General features: G+C 67.5%; 12 protein-coding genes. 9 read left to right on the forward strand and 3 right to left on the reverse strand.

Features of this window, described 5'->3' with window-relative positions; translation table 11 throughout:
• Nucleotides 1–453: 453 nt before the first annotated feature.
• A complete protein-coding gene (gene helR, locus HH308_RS00440; RefSeq protein WP_170192199.1) occupies nucleotides 454–2,583 on the reverse strand; it encodes an RNA polymerase recycling motor ATPase HelR in 2,130 nt (709 codons plus the stop codon).
• Between the two features lie 187 nt (nucleotides 2,584–2,770).
• Here helR and HH308_RS00445 point away from each other — a divergent pair, with 187 nt between their 5' ends.
• The 3 genes from HH308_RS00445 to HH308_RS00455 are packed head-to-tail and all read left to right on the forward strand — an operon-like array spanning nucleotide 2,771 to nucleotide 7,251.
• Nucleotides 2,771–5,431 carry a valine--tRNA ligase gene (locus tag HH308_RS00445; RefSeq protein WP_170192200.1) on the forward strand — a complete coding sequence of 887 codons (2,661 nt, stop codon included), beginning with the start codon at nucleotides 2,771–2,773 and terminating at the stop codon, nucleotides 5,429–5,431.
• A 3-nt stretch (nucleotides 5,432–5,434) separates the two neighbouring features.
• Nucleotides 5,435–6,844, forward strand: coding sequence for a bifunctional tetrahydrofolate synthase/dihydrofolate synthase (gene folC / locus HH308_RS00450; RefSeq protein WP_170192201.1), 1,410 nt, complete (start codon nucleotides 5,435–5,437; stop codon nucleotides 6,842–6,844).
• On the forward strand, nucleotides 6,841–7,251 hold the full coding sequence (locus tag HH308_RS00455; protein ID WP_376767140.1) for a DUF4233 domain-containing protein: 411 nt from the start codon (nucleotides 6,841–6,843) through the stop codon (nucleotides 7,249–7,251). The genes folC and HH308_RS00455 overlap by 4 nt, the downstream gene beginning before the upstream one ends.
• Before the next feature lie 12 nt (nucleotides 7,252–7,263).
• Here HH308_RS00455 and HH308_RS00460 read toward each other — a convergent pair whose 3' ends face one another.
• Nucleotides 7,264–7,437: a hypothetical protein gene (locus tag HH308_RS00460; RefSeq protein WP_170192202.1), complete on the reverse strand. Its 174-nt coding sequence runs from the start codon at nucleotides 7,435–7,437 to the stop codon at nucleotides 7,264–7,266.
• Nucleotides 7,438–7,577: 140 nt separating this feature from the next.
• Between HH308_RS00460 and ndk the strand changes: the two genes are divergently transcribed.
• The 6 genes from ndk to proB all read left to right on the forward strand — a co-directional run bounded on the left by ndk (nucleotide 7,578) and on the right by proB (nucleotide 15,177).
• Complete coding sequence (ndk, locus tag HH308_RS00465) at nucleotides 7,578–7,994, forward strand: nucleoside-diphosphate kinase (RefSeq protein WP_170192203.1); 417 nt, start codon at nucleotides 7,578–7,580, stop codon at nucleotides 7,992–7,994.
• Between the two features lie 429 nt (nucleotides 7,995–8,423).
• Entirely contained in the window at nucleotides 8,424–11,648 is a 3,225-nt protein-coding gene (locus tag HH308_RS00470) for a translation initiation factor IF-2 N-terminal domain-containing protein (RefSeq protein ID WP_170192204.1), read from the forward strand.
• Nucleotides 11,649–11,903: 255 nt separating this feature from the next.
• Nucleotides 11,904–12,215 (forward strand): 50S ribosomal protein L21, encoded by a 312-nt coding sequence (rplU, locus tag HH308_RS00475; protein WP_170192205.1) that lies wholly within the window; start codon nucleotides 11,904–11,906, stop codon nucleotides 12,213–12,215.
• Between the two features lie 14 nt (nucleotides 12,216–12,229).
• Nucleotides 12,230–12,493 carry a 50S ribosomal protein L27 gene (rpmA, locus tag HH308_RS00480; RefSeq protein ID WP_007317429.1) on the forward strand — a complete coding sequence of 88 codons (264 nt, stop codon included), beginning with the start codon at nucleotides 12,230–12,232 and terminating at the stop codon, nucleotides 12,491–12,493.
• A 114-nt stretch (nucleotides 12,494–12,607) separates the two neighbouring features.
• On the forward strand, nucleotides 12,608–14,062 hold the full coding sequence (gene obgE, locus HH308_RS00485) for a GTPase ObgE (RefSeq protein WP_170192206.1): 1,455 nt from the start codon (nucleotides 12,608–12,610) through the stop codon (nucleotides 14,060–14,062).
• Nucleotides 14,059–15,177, forward strand: coding sequence for a glutamate 5-kinase (gene proB / locus HH308_RS00490; protein WP_170192207.1), 1,119 nt, complete (start codon nucleotides 14,059–14,061; stop codon nucleotides 15,175–15,177). The genes obgE and proB overlap by 4 nt, the downstream gene beginning before the upstream one ends.
• A gap of 25 nt (nucleotides 15,178–15,202) precedes the next feature.
• On the opposite strand, the gene HH308_RS00495 is transcribed toward proB, so the two are convergent.
• Nucleotides 15,203–16,081, reverse strand: coding sequence for a Sir2 family NAD-dependent protein deacetylase (locus HH308_RS00495; RefSeq protein ID WP_170192208.1), 879 nt, complete (start codon nucleotides 16,079–16,081; stop codon nucleotides 15,203–15,205).
• Nucleotides 16,082–16,169: the final 88 nt, after the last annotated feature.

Consider the following 16,169-nt stretch of genomic DNA (forward strand, 5'->3'; position numbering starts at 1 on the left):
CCGGTGCCCTAGCCGTCGTCGACGCCGGGTTGCGGATGGGGGCCGACGTCGACATCCTCACCGAGATGTCGCATCGCCGCGTCCGCGGGGTGGCGCTGTTCCGCAAGGCCCTCGAGTTCGCCGATCCGCTGTCCGAGAATCCCGGTGAATCGTGGGGACGGGCACAGATGATCGCCGCGGGTCTTCCGGTACCACGGTTGCAGCACACCTACCGGGATTCCCAGGGCTTCGTCGGGCGCACCGACTACGATTGGCGCGATCTCCTGGTCGGCGAGTTCGACGGTCTGGTCAAGTACCTCAACCATCGCCGCGAGGGAGAGTCGATCGAGCAGGCAGTCATTCGAGAGAAGCAACGCGAGGACCGATTGCGCGCGCTGGGCATCATGGTTATCCGCTGGGTCTGGGCTGACCTCGAAAATGAGCGCGTCGTGCCGAAGCTGTTTGTGTCGGGTTCTACTCCACGATCACCAACTCCTGTGTCGCGCGGGTCATCGACACATACCGGTCGACGGCGCCGAACCTTTCCGGTGACACCAGCACCACGAGGTCGAACTCCAGACCCTTCGACGTCTCCGGCGTCAGCGACGACACCCGGTCCCGGGCGCGGAACGTGGGATCGCCGATGACACAGGCGATTCCGTCGTCGTGGGTGTCGAGCCACTCGGTGAGCACCGCGTCGAGCTCCGACGTCGGGCGGTGACGTACCGGAAGTCCGTTGCTGCGGATCGACGTCGGGATGTTGGCGTCGGGCAGTGCCGCACGGATGATCGGAGCGGCCGCATCCATGATCTCCTGCGGCGTGCGATAGTTGACGCGCAGCTGCGCGACGTCGACGTTGCGTAAACCGTTGCGCTCCAGCCGATCCCGCCACGATTCGGAGAACCCGAGCCGGGCCTGCGCGCGGTCCCCGACGACGGTGAAGCTGCCCGACGGACACCGCGCCCGCAGCATCTGCCACTGCGCATCGGTCAGCTCCTGAGCCTCGTCGACGACGATGTGCGCAAAAGTCTCGGCGAAGCGGTCGACTCCCTGTTCCGGCAGCGCCGCGTCGTCGACGAGTGCGTCACTGAGACCGCCGCGGACGAACTGAGTGAGCAGACTCTCGCGGTCCCCCTCGGCGGCGATCATCTCGTCGATCACCTCCGACTTACGGCGCTGCTCGGCCGCCGCCGCAGCGGTGCGCTCTGCGGCGATACGTGCCGCCTCGCGGTCACCGAGTCGACGTCGCGCGGCGTCGAGCAGCGGGAGGTCGGCCAGCGTCCACGCCGCACCCGATGGGCGGTGCAGCAGCCGACGCTCCTCGGCACTCAGCCACGGCGCGCACATTCGCAGATACGCGGGCACGCTCCACAGGTCGCCGACGACATTTGCGGCGTCGAGCATCGGCCAGGCCCGATTGAGCGCTTCGCGCAGGTCATCGTCGGCGCGCACGATCGAACTCAGCGCCGCCGTCGGGATGTCGGAATGGCGGGAACCGAGGACGTCGAGCAGCTCGGACCGGATGATCTCGCGGGACTCGTTGTGCGGCGTCGACGATTCGGGAGCGGCGAAGGCCTGCGCCCAGTCCGCTGCGGTGATCTCCACCTCGCCCCAATCGGTGTCGAGTGTCAGGGGCGCAGTCGGCGGCTCCTCGTAGAAGGCGATGGCACGCTCGACGGCCCCCATCCATTGCGACGACGACTTCAGCTGCGCCACACTGGGATTCGACTCAGCGACGGCGTCGCCGCCCTCGGGAACCAGATCACGCAGCGTGCACATCGCAGCTCCCTCGGCGCCGAGGTCGGGCAGGATGTCGGCGACATAGGCCAGATAGGGGTCGTGCGGCCCGACGACGAGCACGCCACCGCGACGCGCCGACACCCGAGGATCGGAATACAGCAGATACGCCGCGCGGTGCAGCGCGACGACAGTCTTGCCAGTGCCCGGCCCGCCGTCGACGACGAGTGCTCCCTGCGACCCGGACCGGATGATCGCGTCCTGGTCGGACGCGATGGTCGCCAGGACATCGCGCATCCGCGGCGAGCGCCCGGCGTCGAGGCTGGCGAGGAACGCGGAATTGTCGTCGGGGACCAGGCCGGGACCGATGTCGGCGGTGAACACCTCGTCCCAGTAGTCGACGACCCGGAAGTCGTCTCCGTCGCGGCCCCAGCGGTAACGGCGCCTGCTCGACAGACCCATCGGATCGTCATGGGTGGCGCCGAAGAACGGCGCGGCAGCCGGTGTGCGCCAGTCGAGCAACAGCGCCCGACCATCCGGCGCGATGAGGCCGGTGCGGCCCAGGTAGGTGACCGTACCGTCGTCGCCGACCATGCGGCCCAAACACAGGTCGAGGCCGAATCGGCGCAACGTGCGCAGCTGCGCCGACAACTGGCGGATCTCGGCGTCGCGCTCGACGGCTTCCTTCGCCGCGCGCGTCGGCGCGCGACGCGCGGTGTCGAGGCGGTCGCCGACGGTGGCGATCGTCGACGCCAAGCCGGCCGCGATGGAACGGAAGTGGATGTCGTCGTCGCCGACGAGCTCGGGTGCGGCCTTGTCGGCGAGCCGCTGCGGTAGCCGGAAAGTGCTGGTGGTGGGTCTGCTCACATAACCTCCGTACGACGTGGCGACCGTCGGTCGAGCGCCACGACCTGCGATTGTGCGCCATCACCCGGGCCTTGCCGCAAGCCCCGGGGTGCGATATATGTTGATAGTGGCGGGGGATTCTTTTCGCTTCCTCAGCTGTCCCGGCTCCGCTGTCAGTGGCCCGAACCGCCTTCCCTAGAATTGACGGGTGACCAATGAAGCGCTGCCCAAGTCCTGGATTCCTGCTGACCATGAGGACGGGCTGTACCAAGGCTGGGTAGACGCGGGATACTTCAGCGCCGACGCCGCGAGCGAGAAGCCGCCGTTCTCGATCGTGATCCCGCCGCCCAACGTCAACGGTTCGTTGCACATGGGCCACGCCTACGAGCACGTGCTGATGGACGCACTGTCCCGCCGCCGCCGCATGCAAGGGTACGAGGTGCTGTGGCTGCCCGGAATGGACCACGCCGCCATCGCCATGCAGACGATGGTCGAGCGCAAACTCGCCGACGAGGGGGTCACCCGCGACGACCTCGGTCGGGAGGCTTTCATCGAACGCGTGTGGCAGGAGAAGGAAGCCATCGGCGGCACCATCGGCTCGCAGATGCGCAAACTCGGCGACGGCGTCGACTGGAGCCGCGAGCGATTCACCATGGACGACGGTCTCTCCAAGGCCGTGCACACCATCTTCAAGCAGCTCTTCGACGACGGGCTGATCTACCAGGCCGAGCGGCTCGTCAACTGGTCGCCGGTGCTCAAGACCGCCATCAGCGACATCGAGGTCAACTACGCCGACGTCGAGGGTGAACTTGTCAGCTTCCGGTACGGCTCGATGTCCGACGACGAACCGCACATCATCGTCGCGACCACACGGATGGAGACGATGCTGGGCGACACCGCGATCGCCGTGCACCCCGACGACGAGCGTTACCGCCACCTCGTCGGCGTCGAGTTGGCTCATCCGTTCCTCGACCGCACCATCCCCGTCGTCGCAGACGATTACGTCGACCCCGAATTCGGTTCCGGCGCAGTCAAAATCACGCCCGCCCACGATCCCAACGACTTCGCGCTCGGGCAGCGGCACAACCTGCCGATGCCGTCGATCATGGACGAGACCGCCGTGATCACCGGCACCGGAACGCAATTCGACGGCATGGATCGATTCGAAGCCCGCGTGAAGGTGCGCGAGGCGCTCGCCGAACAGGGCCGCATCGTCAAAGAAGTGCGGCCCTACCTGCACAGCGTCGGACATTCCGAGCGCACCGGTGAACCGATCGAACCGCGGCTGTCGATGCAGTGGTGGGTCAATGTCTCCTCGCTGGCCAAGTCGGCGGGCGACGCGGTTCGCAATGGCGAGACCGTGATCGCACCCAAGTCGATGGAGTCGCGCTGGTTCGGCTGGGTCGACGACATGCACGACTGGTGCATCTCCCGCCAGCTCTGGTGGGGGCATCGCATCCCGATCTGGTACGGCCCCGACGGCGAAGTGGTCTGTCCCGCCCCGGGGGAACAAGCACCTGCGGGCTACACCCAGGAGACCGACGTCCTCGACACGTGGTTCTCGTCGGGCCTGTGGCCGTTCTCGACGCTGGGCTGGCCGGCCGACACCGCCGACCTGCGCAAGTTCTACCCGACGTCGGTCCTGGTGACCGGTTACGACATCCTGTTCTTCTGGGTCGCCCGGATGATGATGTTCGGCACCTACGTCGGCGCGAAAGACACTGCGGGACTTGGCGATCGGGATGCGCGAGTCCCGTTCACGAGCCTGTTCATGCACGGTCTGGTGCGCGATGAACACGGCCGCAAGATGAGTAAGTCCAAGGGCAACGGCATCGACCCGCTGGACTGGGTGGAACGCTTCGGCGCCGATGCGCTGCGGTTCACCCTGGCCCGCGGCGCCAATCCGGGCAGCGACATCTCCGTCGGCGAGGACCACGCGTCGTCGTCGCGCAACTTCGCGACGAAGCTGTTCAACGCCACCAAGTTCGCGCTGATGAACGGCGCCCAGGTGGGCGAGCTGCCCGCTCGCTCCGAGCTGACCGACGCCGACCGCTGGATCCTCGACCGGCTCGATGAGGTTCTCGCAGAGGCGGATTCGGGTTTCGAGTCCTACGAGTTCGCCAAGGCCTGCGAGGCGCTGTACCACTTCGCCTGGGACGAGGTGTGCGACTGGTATCTCGAATTGGCGAAGGTGCAGATCAACTCGGGCGATCAGGCCCGAGCCGATGCCACCGCGCTGGTGCTCGGCAATGTGCTCGAGCCGCTGCTGCGCGCGCTGTCACCGGTCATCCCGTTCGTCACCGAGACGCTGTGGAAGGCACTGACCGGCGGGGAGTCCGTGGTGATCGCGCCGTGGCCGGTGGCCACCGGCGCCGCCGTCGACGCCGAGGCCCGCACCCGCATCGAAGACCTGCAGAAACTGATCACCGAGGTCCGCCGGTTCCGCAGTGACCAGGGCCTCGCCCCGAGTCAGCGGGTGGCGGCGCAGATCGACGGCCTCGACCGCGCGGGACTCGCCGATTCACGGTCGTACCTCGATTCGCTGGCCCGGCTGAACGTCGCCGGCGACGACTTCACCGCGACCGCCACCATTGAGGTGCGACTGTCGTCGACCACCGTCGTCGTGCGGATCGACACCTCCGGCAGCGTCGACGTCGAGGCCGAGAAGCGGCGTGCCGCAAAGGATCTCGCCGTCGCCGAGAAGGAGCTGGCGCAGACGTCGGGCAAGCTGGGCAACGAACAGTTCCTGGCGAAGGCGCCCGACGCCGTCGTCGAGAAGATCAAGGCCCGCCAGCAGTTGGCGCAGGAGGAGATCGTGCGGCTGACCGCGAAGCTGGAGTCGCTGGGCGAGCGAAGCGACGGGGAGTAACTGATGTCTCAGTCACCCACTCCCGAGGACCTCGACGAACTCAGTGTCGTCGAGGCGGAACTCGACACCCGGTGGCCGGAGACGAAGATCGAGCCGTCCTTGACCCGGATCAACGCATTGCTCGACCTTCTCGGGTCGCCGCAGCGGAACTATCCGGCGATCCACATCGCGGGCACCAACGGCAAGACGTCGGTGACCAGGATGATCGACGCGCTGCTCACCGCACTGCATCGTCGCACCGGACGCATCACCAGTCCGCACCTGCAGTTGGCGACCGAGCGGATCTCCATCGACGGACAACCGGTTTCACCGCGAACCTACGTCGACACCTACCGCGAACTGGAGCCGTACATCACGATGGTCGACGACTCGTCGATCGCGAGCGGCGGACCGCGGATGAGCAAGTTCGAAGTGCTCACCGCCATGGCGTATGCGGCGTTCGCCGAGGCGCCGGTCGATGTCGCCGTCGTCGAGACCGGCATGGGTGGGCGGTGGGACGCGACGAATGTCATCGATGCCACGGTCGCGGTGATCACTCCGATCGCGATGGATCACGCCGACTACCTCGGCGACACGCTGACCGCGATCGCCGGGGAGAAGGCAGGCATCATCAAGAAGGGCGACGCCGAGGCGCTCGTGCCGGTCGATCCGGTCACGATCATCGCCCAGCAGGCCTCGCCCGAGGTGATGGACGTGCTGTTGCGGGCCACCGTCGACGCGGAAACCATTGTGGCGCGACAGAATTCCGAATTCGCGGTGCTGGAGTCGAAGACCGCCGTCGGCGGACAGCTGCTGCGGCTGCAGGGACTCGGCGGCGAATATCCGGAGGTCTTCCTGCCGCTGCACGGCGCCCACCAGGCGTCGAACGCCGTCGTGGCGCTGGCCGCCGTCGAGGCGTTCTTCGGTGCGGGCGCCGACCGCCAGCTCGACGCGGAGGCGATTGCGGCCGGATTCGCCTCGGTCAGCAGCCCGGGACGGCTGGAGCGGGTGCGCAGTGCGCCGACGGTGTACCTCGACGCCGCGCACAATCCGCATGGGGCACAAGCGCTTGCGCGGGCGTTGACCGACGAGTTCGACTTCCGGCGGATCGTCGGCGTGATCGGTGTGCTCGGCGACAAGGACGTCGAAGGTGTGTTGGAAGCGCTGGAGCCGGTGTTCGACGGCGTCGTGCTGACCAACAACGGATCGCCGCGAGCCCTCGACACCGACAGCCTCGCCGACATCGCCCACCGGGTGTTCGGCGAGGAGCGCGTGCGCGTCGAGCCGTTCCTGCCCGACGCCGTCGAAGCGGCGATCGCCTGGGCGGAGGAGGCCGACGACGGCTCACCGGTCGCCGGGGCCGGCGTGGTGATCACCGGGTCGGTGGTCACAGCCGGTGCCGCACGGACATTGTTTGGAAAGGACCCGGCATGATGGCGACCACGGAGCAGCCGAAGTTCACCGCACCCGCGAACGATCCGTGGAAGGGTCTGCGCGGGGTGATGGCTGGCACGCTGATTCTCGAAGTGATCGTGTTGCTGCTGGCGATTCCGATCGTGGCGAACATCGGTCCGGGACTGAGCGCCGGGTCGGTGGTGTTCTTCGTCGTGCTCGCGGTGGCGATGATTCTGGGAGCCGGGATGCAGGGCCGCCCGTGGGCCCTCAAATTCGATCTGGCGCTGCAGATCGTGACGATCGCCGGCGCGTTCTTTCACTGGTCCATCGCCGCGGTGGGCATCATCTTCGGTTGCGTGTGGGTCTATATCGCCTACATCAAGCGCGACGTCGAGAAGCGTATCGAGCGCGGCGAACTGTACGGGCAGGAACCGATCGAGGAGTAGCAACTCGACCGGTCACTCTTCGTCGTATCGGTCGGCTTCCTCCGTGCGGGCCCGCGCGATCTCAGGTGCGCGGGCGGCGGTCGCCTCGTCGGGAAACGGTCCGAGACGATCGGGCGTGCCGCATTCGTTGCCCAGCTCCGGCTTCTGATGCCGCACGCAGAACCACCAGTGGTCTCCTTTAGCCATGCATCGAGCGTGGCACACCCAGGCCGCGAAACCGGGCGAATCCGAGAATCGACGCGACGTCGTGGGCGGGTGCGGTCGGTCGACGGGCGAAACCGACTCCGCACGCTCACCCATCGTGGGCCACCGCTACGATCTGACGCGTGACCGAACGCACCCTCGTCCTCGCCAAGCCCGACGCCGTCGCCCGTGGTCTCGTCGGGGAGATCATCCGACGCATCGAAGCCAAAGGCCTCACGATCGTCGCCCTCGACCTGCGCACCGCCACCGAAGAGGTCGCCGCGGGTCACTACGCCGAACACGACAGCAAGCCGTTCTACGGATCGCTGATCGAGTTCATCACTTCCGGCCCGCTGGTCGCCGCCGTCGTCGAAGGCCCGCGCGCGATCGCCGCCTGGCGCCAGCTCGCCGGCGGAACGGACCCCGTGGACAAGGCCACCCCGGGAACAATTCGCGGTGATTTTGCGCTGGAAACACAGAACAACTTGGTGCACGGCTCGGACTCGCCGGAGTCGGCGGCCCGCGAGATCGCGTTGTGGTTCCCCGGCCTGGAAGGCTGACCAGCGCGTTTCTGAGCGCCCACGGATTTTCTCGTCGTCGATTTCGCCGACCTGAATTCTTGAAATACGTGTGGTGTGGGATACTTGCGTAGCTGTCGTCGACATGCTGACCCGCCCGCGATGCGAGCGAGCCGGTACACCCAGTCGACACCGGCACAGGTGGCAGCCCCACCGCCGCGGTTCTCGTTGAAGAACACAGCGTGCGGGCGAGCCGAACGTCGTAGATTACTGCGAGGGACGGACGCATCGTCACCAGCAAGGCGTCAGCCGCGTGAAGAAGCCAGTCACCTCTGGCGAACGCGACGACAAGACGCGAAGACCACTTACCGGTCGATACCGACCGGCACAACCACACATAGGCAGCCCTCGCGCGGCCGCGTCAGCACTGGTTCGCCAGAAGTGACGCGCCCGGGGGCGCAAGGAGACGACGTGACCGATAATGGGTCGCCGACTGACGCGAACGCCGCGTCGGAGTCGGCGGAAGAATTTCCCGCCAAGCTGCGCGTTCACGCGCTGGCCCGGGCGCTCGGCCTGACCAGCCGCAAGGTGCTCGAACACCTCGCCGAGCTGGGGCACGCGGCGCGCAGCCCGCAGTCGAGCATCGACCGCGACATCGCCAACACCGTGCGGGACCGCGTGGTCGGCGAACAGCAACCCGCGCCGGAGACCGCCGATGTGTCGGCGCCGGCTGAACTACCAGGTACGACGGCCGCGGTGCAGGAAGCGCTGCCGATCGCCGACGACGCGCAGGCGCCGGAACCTGCTGCTGCGCCGGAACCTGTTGCTGAGCCGGAGCCTGTTGCTGCCCCCGAGCCCGCCGTCGACCCGACGCCGACGCTGTTCTCCGCTGCGCAGGAGCAGCGTCACGAGCCGCTGTTCGCGGCGCCGACGACGCCGGAACCCGCGACGTTCTCCGTGTCGCCGTTGTTCCTCCCGCCGGAGCCGCAGCAGTACGTCCCGGTGAAGCCGCGGCCCGAGGTCGTCGAACCCGAGGCGGCGCAACCGGCCGTCGAGCCTGAGGCCGACGAGGACGCCGAGACCGGCGACGATGCCAAGAACCTCGACGACGACTCGACCGACAACAATCGCAACCGGCGTCGCAGGCGGGGGCGTCGTGGACGTGGCCGCGGGCGTGGCGAGCAGGCCGCCGACGGGGACAACGAGTCCGACTCGGACGCCGAGGACACCGACACCTCCGACGAGTCGTCGGAGGCCGCCGCCACCGCCGAGGACGCCGACACCGCGCAGGACGCCGAGGACGGGGCGTCCGACGACGCAGACGATACCGACACTGACAGCGACGACGCGGAAGACAATGAGCCGACGTCGAAGCGCAGGCGTCGTCGTCGGCGCCGCAAGGGCGGTGGCGAGGATGCCGAGGACACGGCGTCGCCCGACGATCCGCCGAACACCGTGGTGCACGAACGCGAACCGCGCAGCAAGCGCGCGCGTGACGAGGTGCAGGGCATTTCCGGATCGACGCGCCTGGAAGCCAAGCGCCAACGACGCCGGGACGGCCGCGACGCCGGTCGGCGCCGCCCGCCGATCCTGAGCGAGTCGGAATTCCTGGCCCGCCGCGAGGCCGTCGACCGGGTGATGGTGGTCCGCGAACGAGGGCCGCTGGGTGCCGAGCAGCAGGGCGCGGTCGAGGACTACACCCAGGTCGCCGTGCTCGAAGACGGAGTTCTGGTCGAGCATTTCGTGACGACCGAGACGTCGTCGTCGATGGTCGGCAACATCTACCTGGGTCGAGTGCAGAACGTGCTGCCCGGCATGGAGGCGGCCTTCGTCGACATCGGCCGTGGCCGCAACGGCGTGCTGTACGCGGGTGAGGTCAACTGGGACGCCGCGGGACTCGACGGCGGATCGCGCAAGATCGAGCAGGCGCTCAAGCCGGGTGACAGCGTGTTGGTGCAGGTCAGCAAGGATCCAGTGGGGCACAAGGGTGCCCGGCTGACCACGCAGATCTCGCTGGCGGGTCGCTACCTGGTGTACGTGCCGGGCGGGTCGTCGACGGGTATCAGCCGCAAGCTGCCCGACACCGAGCGCAAACGATTGCGTTCGATTCTCGGCAAGCTCGTTCCCGAAGACGCCGGTGTGATCATCCGCACCGCCTCGGAGGGTGTCAGCGCGGAGGAACTCGGCGCCGACATCGAGCGGCTGGAGTCGCAGTGGAAGACCATCTCGTCGGCGGTATCCGACGCCGAGGGCAAGAAGGGGGTCGGCCCCAAGGCCCTGTACGAAGAGCCTGACCTGCTGGTTCGCGTGGTGCGCGATCTCTTCAACGAGGACTTCCGCAAGCTCGTCGTCGAAGGTCCCAAAGCCTGGAATCTCGTCGAACGTTACATCTCCGACGTCGCCCCCGACCTGATGGAACGCGTCGAGCAGTTCCAGAAGACCAGTCCCGACGGCCCCGACTCATTTGTGGTGCACCGCATCGACGAACAGCTCGCCAAGGCCCTCGACCGCAAGGTGTGGCTGCCGTCGGGCGGCACGCTGATCATCGAGCACACCGAGGCGATGACGGTCGTCGACGTCAACACCGGCAAGTTCACCGGGTCGGGCGGCAATCTCGAGGAGACCGTCACCCGCAACAACTTGGAGGCGGCCGAGGAGATCGTGCGTCAGATGCGCCTGCGCGACATCGGCGGCATGATCATCGTCGACTTCATCGACATGGTCCTCGAATCCAACCGTGACCTGGTGTTGCGCCGGCTCACCGAGGCGCTCGCCCGGGACCGGACCCGACACCAGGTCTCCGAGGTCACCTCGCTGGGCCTGGTCCAGATGACGCGTAAACGGCTGGGGACCGGGCTGCTCGAAGCGTTCTCCACCACGTGCACCTCGTGCGGTGGCCGTGGTGTCATCGTGCACGCCAACCCGGTGGAAGTTCGTCCCACCGACGACGCCGCAGCGCGCGGCGGCGACAGCGGTGCGTCCAAGCGGTCCCGCCGAAAGGGACGCAAGGGCGACGCCGCCCAGGACGCCGACGTCGCCAAGCCGGCGATCGTCGCCGGTCACCACCCGGCGGGGGAGCACCCGATGTTCCGGGCGATGGCGGCCCACGCACATGATCACGACATCGAGCACGTCGACCCCGCAGCGGCGAACGACGACCACGACATCGAGATGATCAGCCACACCGAGATCACCGCGGTGGCATCGGACGGCGTCGTCGTGGAGACGGTGATCGACGAGGTCGCCGGCGCGAGTGCGCCGACGGGGCGGGTCACCGTCGAATCGGCTGCGGCCGAGCAGGCCGCGGAGTCACAGCACGCGCCCGCTGCCGAGGAGCCCGCTGCCGAGAAACCTGTCGTCGAGAAGCCCGTGAATGAACCCGCCGTCGACGCGTCGCCGGCTGAGCCGGTCGCCGTCGAGTCGGCACCGGTCGTCGAAGCGCAACCCGTCGTCGAGGCCGAGCCGGTCGAGACTCCCGCACCACGTAGGCGGCGTCGGGCGGCTCGACGCCCGGCGTCGTCGACGGGAACGTCGACGACGATCGTGATCAGCGACGACGATCCGGTGGAGGCACCAGGCGCCCGGGTCACGACCTCGGGACCGATCGCCGGCGCGCCCGCACCGGTGGTCGCGCCGCAGCGTCGTCCCCGACGTCGTGCGGCGGGACGCCCCGCGGGCCCGCCGGTGGGTGACTGACATCACTGGAATCGAGGTGCGTCGGTTTGACCCAAATGGTCACGCTCCCGTAACCTTGACAAGTCGCCTCCCGCGTGCGGTCCATGCTGTGTCATGAACCAGACGTGGACCGTAGTAGGTATGAGGCAATGACGATGATCCGCTGATCTGATCATCCATTCGTGGATGTGAGTTCAGTGCGGCCCGAAATGGCCGGCATCGTCGCACGACCACATTGAACGAATAAGTAGTAACGACGTTAAGAGGAACGCTCCGATGGCAACGTACGCGATCGTCAAGACCGGCGGTAAGCAGTACAAGGTCGCGCAAGGCGACACTGTGAAGGTCGAGAAGATCGACAGCGAGCCCGGCGCCACGGTGGAACTGCCGGTCGCGCTCGTTGTCGACGGTGCAGAGCTGACCACCGATGCCGACGCGCTGGCCGCGCGTGCGGTCATCACCGAGGTGGTCGAGCACACCAAGGGTCCGAAGATCCGCATCCACAAGTTCAAGAACAAGACCGGCTACCACAAGCGCCAGGGTCACCGTCAGAAGCTGACGGTCCTCAAGGTCACCGGAATCAAGTAAGGAGACCCAGTCAGATGGCACATAAGAAGGGTGCATCCAGCTCGCGCAACGGTCGCGACTCGAATGCTCAGCGACTCGGTGTGAAGCGCTTCGGTGGCCAGCAGGTCAACGCGGGCGAGATCCTGGTCCGCCAGCGCGGCACGCACTTCCATCCCGGCGTCAACGTCGGCCGTGGCGGCGACGACACGCTGTTCGCTCTGGCCGCGGGTGCGGTGGAGTTCGGCAGCAAGCGCGGCCGCAAGACCGTGAACATCGTCCCGGAAACCGCGTCGGTCTAAGCGGATCCGCTGCACGAAGTTCGGCAATAAGCTCTGCGAACAGGGCGGGTAGGGTCCACGTGATCCGACCCGCCCTGTTTGTTTTTTCATCGGCAAGGAAAGAGGTGACCTGCGATGTCGCGGTTCGTCGACCGGGTAACCATTCACGTGTCCGCGGGTAACGGTGGGCACGGGTGCTCGTCGGTGCACCGGGAGAAGTTCAAGCCGCTCGGCGGACCCGACGGCGGCAATGGCGGCAACGGCGGCAATGTGCTGCTCGTCGTCGACCCGCAGGTGCATACGCTGCTCGACTTCCATTTCCGTCCGCACGCCAAGGCGGGCAACGGAAGTCCGGGGCAGGGCGACAATCGGGACGGCGCGACGGGTGAGGATCTCGTGCTCAAGGTGCCCGACGGCACCGTCGTGCTCGACGCCGACGGATCGATCCTGGCCGACTTGGTCGGTGCCGGAACGACTTTCGAGGCAGCTCAGGGGGGCCGCGGCGGTCTGGGCAATGCGTCGTTGGCCTCGCGCGCCCGAAAGGCACCCGGCTTCGCGCTGCTCGGCGAGGAGGGGAAGGAACGCGACCTCGTCCTCGAGCTCAAATCGGTCGCCGACGTCGGGCTGGTCGGGTTCCCGTCGGCCGGCAAGTCGTCGCTGGTCTCGGTGCTGTCCGCCGCGAAGCCGAAGATCGCCGACTATCCGTTCACCACCTTGGCGCCCAACCTCGGCGTGGTGCAGTCGGCCGGTGACGTCTTCACCATCGCCGACGTCCCGGGCCTGATTCCCGGCGCATCCACCGGGCGCGGTCTGGGCCTGGACTTTCTGCGCCACCTCGAGCGCTGCGCGGTGCTGGCACACGTAGTCGATTGCGCCACACTGGAATCCGACCGCGACCCGATCTCCGACATCGACGCGCTGGAAGCCGAGCTGGCAGCCTATCAGCCTGCCCTCGATGCCGATCACGGCCTGGGCGACCTCGCCGAACGACCACGCATCATCATTCTCAACAAGATCGACGTCCCCGAAGGCGCGGAACTCGCCGACATCGTCGAACCGGAACTGGCCAAGCGCGGTTGGCCGATCTTCCGGATCTCCGCGGTGTCGCGAGAAGGATTGCGCGAGTTGACATTTGCGCTCGCGAAGATGGTTCGGGAGTATCGCGAGGCACATCCGAAACAACAGGCACGCCGTGCCGTCATCCGCCCGAAGGCCGTCGACGAGACCGGCTTCACCGTGATTCCCGACCCCGATGAGCCCGGTGGCTTCATCGTGCGCGGCACCCGCCCGGAACGGTGGATCGCGCAGACCGCCTTCGACAACGACGAGGCCGTCGGTTACCTCGCCGACCGGCTCAACCGGCTCGGCGTCGAAGACGAACTGGTCAAGCAGGGCGCCCAGCCCGGTGCGCCCGTCACCATCGGTGCGGTGACCTTCGACTGGGAGCCGATGACCCCGATGGGCGACGACGTCCCGATCACGGGACGCGGCACCGACATTCGGTTGGATCGCAACGATCGAGCGGGTGCGGCGGAGCGCAAGGAGCAGCGTCGGCTGCGTCGTGCCGAACGGCACGGTGACGTCGAGTGAAGTCAGAGGTGCGTTCATTCATCGCCTCGGCCCGCAGCATCGTCGTGAAGATCGGGTCGTCGGCGCTGACTGATCTCCGGGAGGGCCTCGACACCGGGCGCCTCGATCAACTCGCCGACGCGCTCGAGGCGCGGATGCGGGCTGGGACCGACGTCATCGTCGTGTCGTCGGGTGCGGTGAGTGCGGGAATCGCTCCGCTCGGCCTGAAGAAGCGCCCCACCGACCTCGCGACCAAACAGGCCGCTGCCAGCGTCGGTCAGTTGGCGCTCGCGCATGCGTGGGGAACGTCGTTCGCGCGCTTCGGCCGGACCGTCGGGCAGGTGCTGCTCACCGCCGACGACATCTCCAACCGCGCGCATCACGCGAATGCCCAACGGACACTTGACCGATTGCGGAGCCTGCACGCGGTCGCCGTCGTCAACGAGAACGACACGGTGGCCACCAACGAGATCCGCTTCGGCGACAACGACCGTCTCGCCGCGCTGGTCGCGCACCTCGCGGGTGCGGACGCGCTGGTCCTGCTGTCCGACGTCGACGGACTCTACGACGGAGACCCGCGACGCGTGCTAGCGGGGCGTCCGCCGGCGAAACCAGTACCCGAGGTGGCCGGACCGGAGGATCTGGACGGCGTGATCGCCGGCGCCGGTGGAGCACTCGGCACCGGTGGGATGGCGTCGAAGCTGGCCGCGGCCCGGTTGGCCGCGGACTCGGGTGTGCCGGTGCTGCTGGCCGCGGCTGCCGACGCCGACCGCGCGCTATCGGACGCGTCGGTGGGCACAGCCTTCGCCGCGCGGGCCGAACGATTGTCGGCCCGCAAGTTCTGGGTGCGCCACGCGGCCGAGACGTCGGGCCGGCTGATGCTCGACGACGGTGCGGTACAAGCGGTTTCGCGGCGACGCTCCCTGCTGTCGGCGGGCATCGTGGCGACGTCGGGGCACTACTTCGACGGCGACGTCGTCGAACTGGTCGACAAGCGCGGCGTCATTCACGCCCGCGGAGTGAGCTCATATGGCGCCGACGACGTCGCCACCATGTTGGGCCATTCGACCTCGCAGCTGCCGGCTGAGCTACGACGCCCCGTGGTGCACGCCGACGACCTGGTGCTGGTGCACTGAGGGTCAATCGAGTGCCCGGCGGTGTCTACTCGGCGCACGCCAACCGGGGCAGTACCTCTTCGCAGAAATGATCCACCTTGTGCGTCGCGAACTCGTCGCCGCGAGTGGCTCCGCGGTTGATGATGATGACCGGCTTGCCGTCGCGGTGAGCGGCCCGGACGAAACGCAGGCCCGACTGAACGGTCAGCGACGACCCCGCCACCAGCAGCGCCGCAGACTCGTGGACTAGTGAGAATGCCTCGGAGACAACGGATTTCGAGGCGTTCTCGCCGAAGTAGATGATGTCGGGCTTGATGATGCCGCCGCATCGCGGGCAGTCGATCATGCGGAATTCGGCGGTGTCGGAGACCACCACGTCGGCGTCGGGTGCGACTTCGATCGCACCGCGGCCGGCCACTCGCGCGGCGAAGCCCGGATTGAGCGTCTCCAACTGGTCGGCCAGCCGATGCCGCGTCGTCCGCCAGTCACACGACATGCACCGAACGCGTCCGTAACAGCCGTGCAATTCGACGACGCGCCGGGTTCCGGCCTTCAGATGCAGCATGTCGACGTTCTGCGTGATCACACCGGTGAGCTGTCCGGCACGCTGCAGTCGAGCCAGGGCATGATGCGCCGCGTTGGGCTGGGCGGCGTCCATGTGCCGCCAGCCGAGGTGATTGCGCGCCCAGTAGTGGCGCCGGAAGTCGGGGGAGGACATGAACTGTTCGATGGTCATCGGCGTGCGCGGCGGAGCGTCAGGGCTGCGATAGTCGGGGATGCCCGACGCCGTCGAGATGCCCGCGCCGGTCAGCGCGACGACGCGGCGCCCGTCGATGATCGAGGTGATCCTGGTGATCGCCGACGCGAGGTCGTCGTCGGGATCGGTGGGGAGGGCCCGTTCACCGAGCTGCAACCGCATACGCACGCACTCCAGCGTAGCGCTGGAGTGCGTGCGGGCAGGCCGCGTCGTCTTCTAGCCAGCTCACCGCGTCGACGTCAGATAATGGCCGCGA

The organism is Gordonia asplenii (genome assembly GCF_012933505.1).
In the GTDB taxonomy this organism is placed as follows: domain Bacteria; phylum Actinomycetota; class Actinomycetes; order Mycobacteriales; family Mycobacteriaceae; genus Gordonia; species Gordonia asplenii.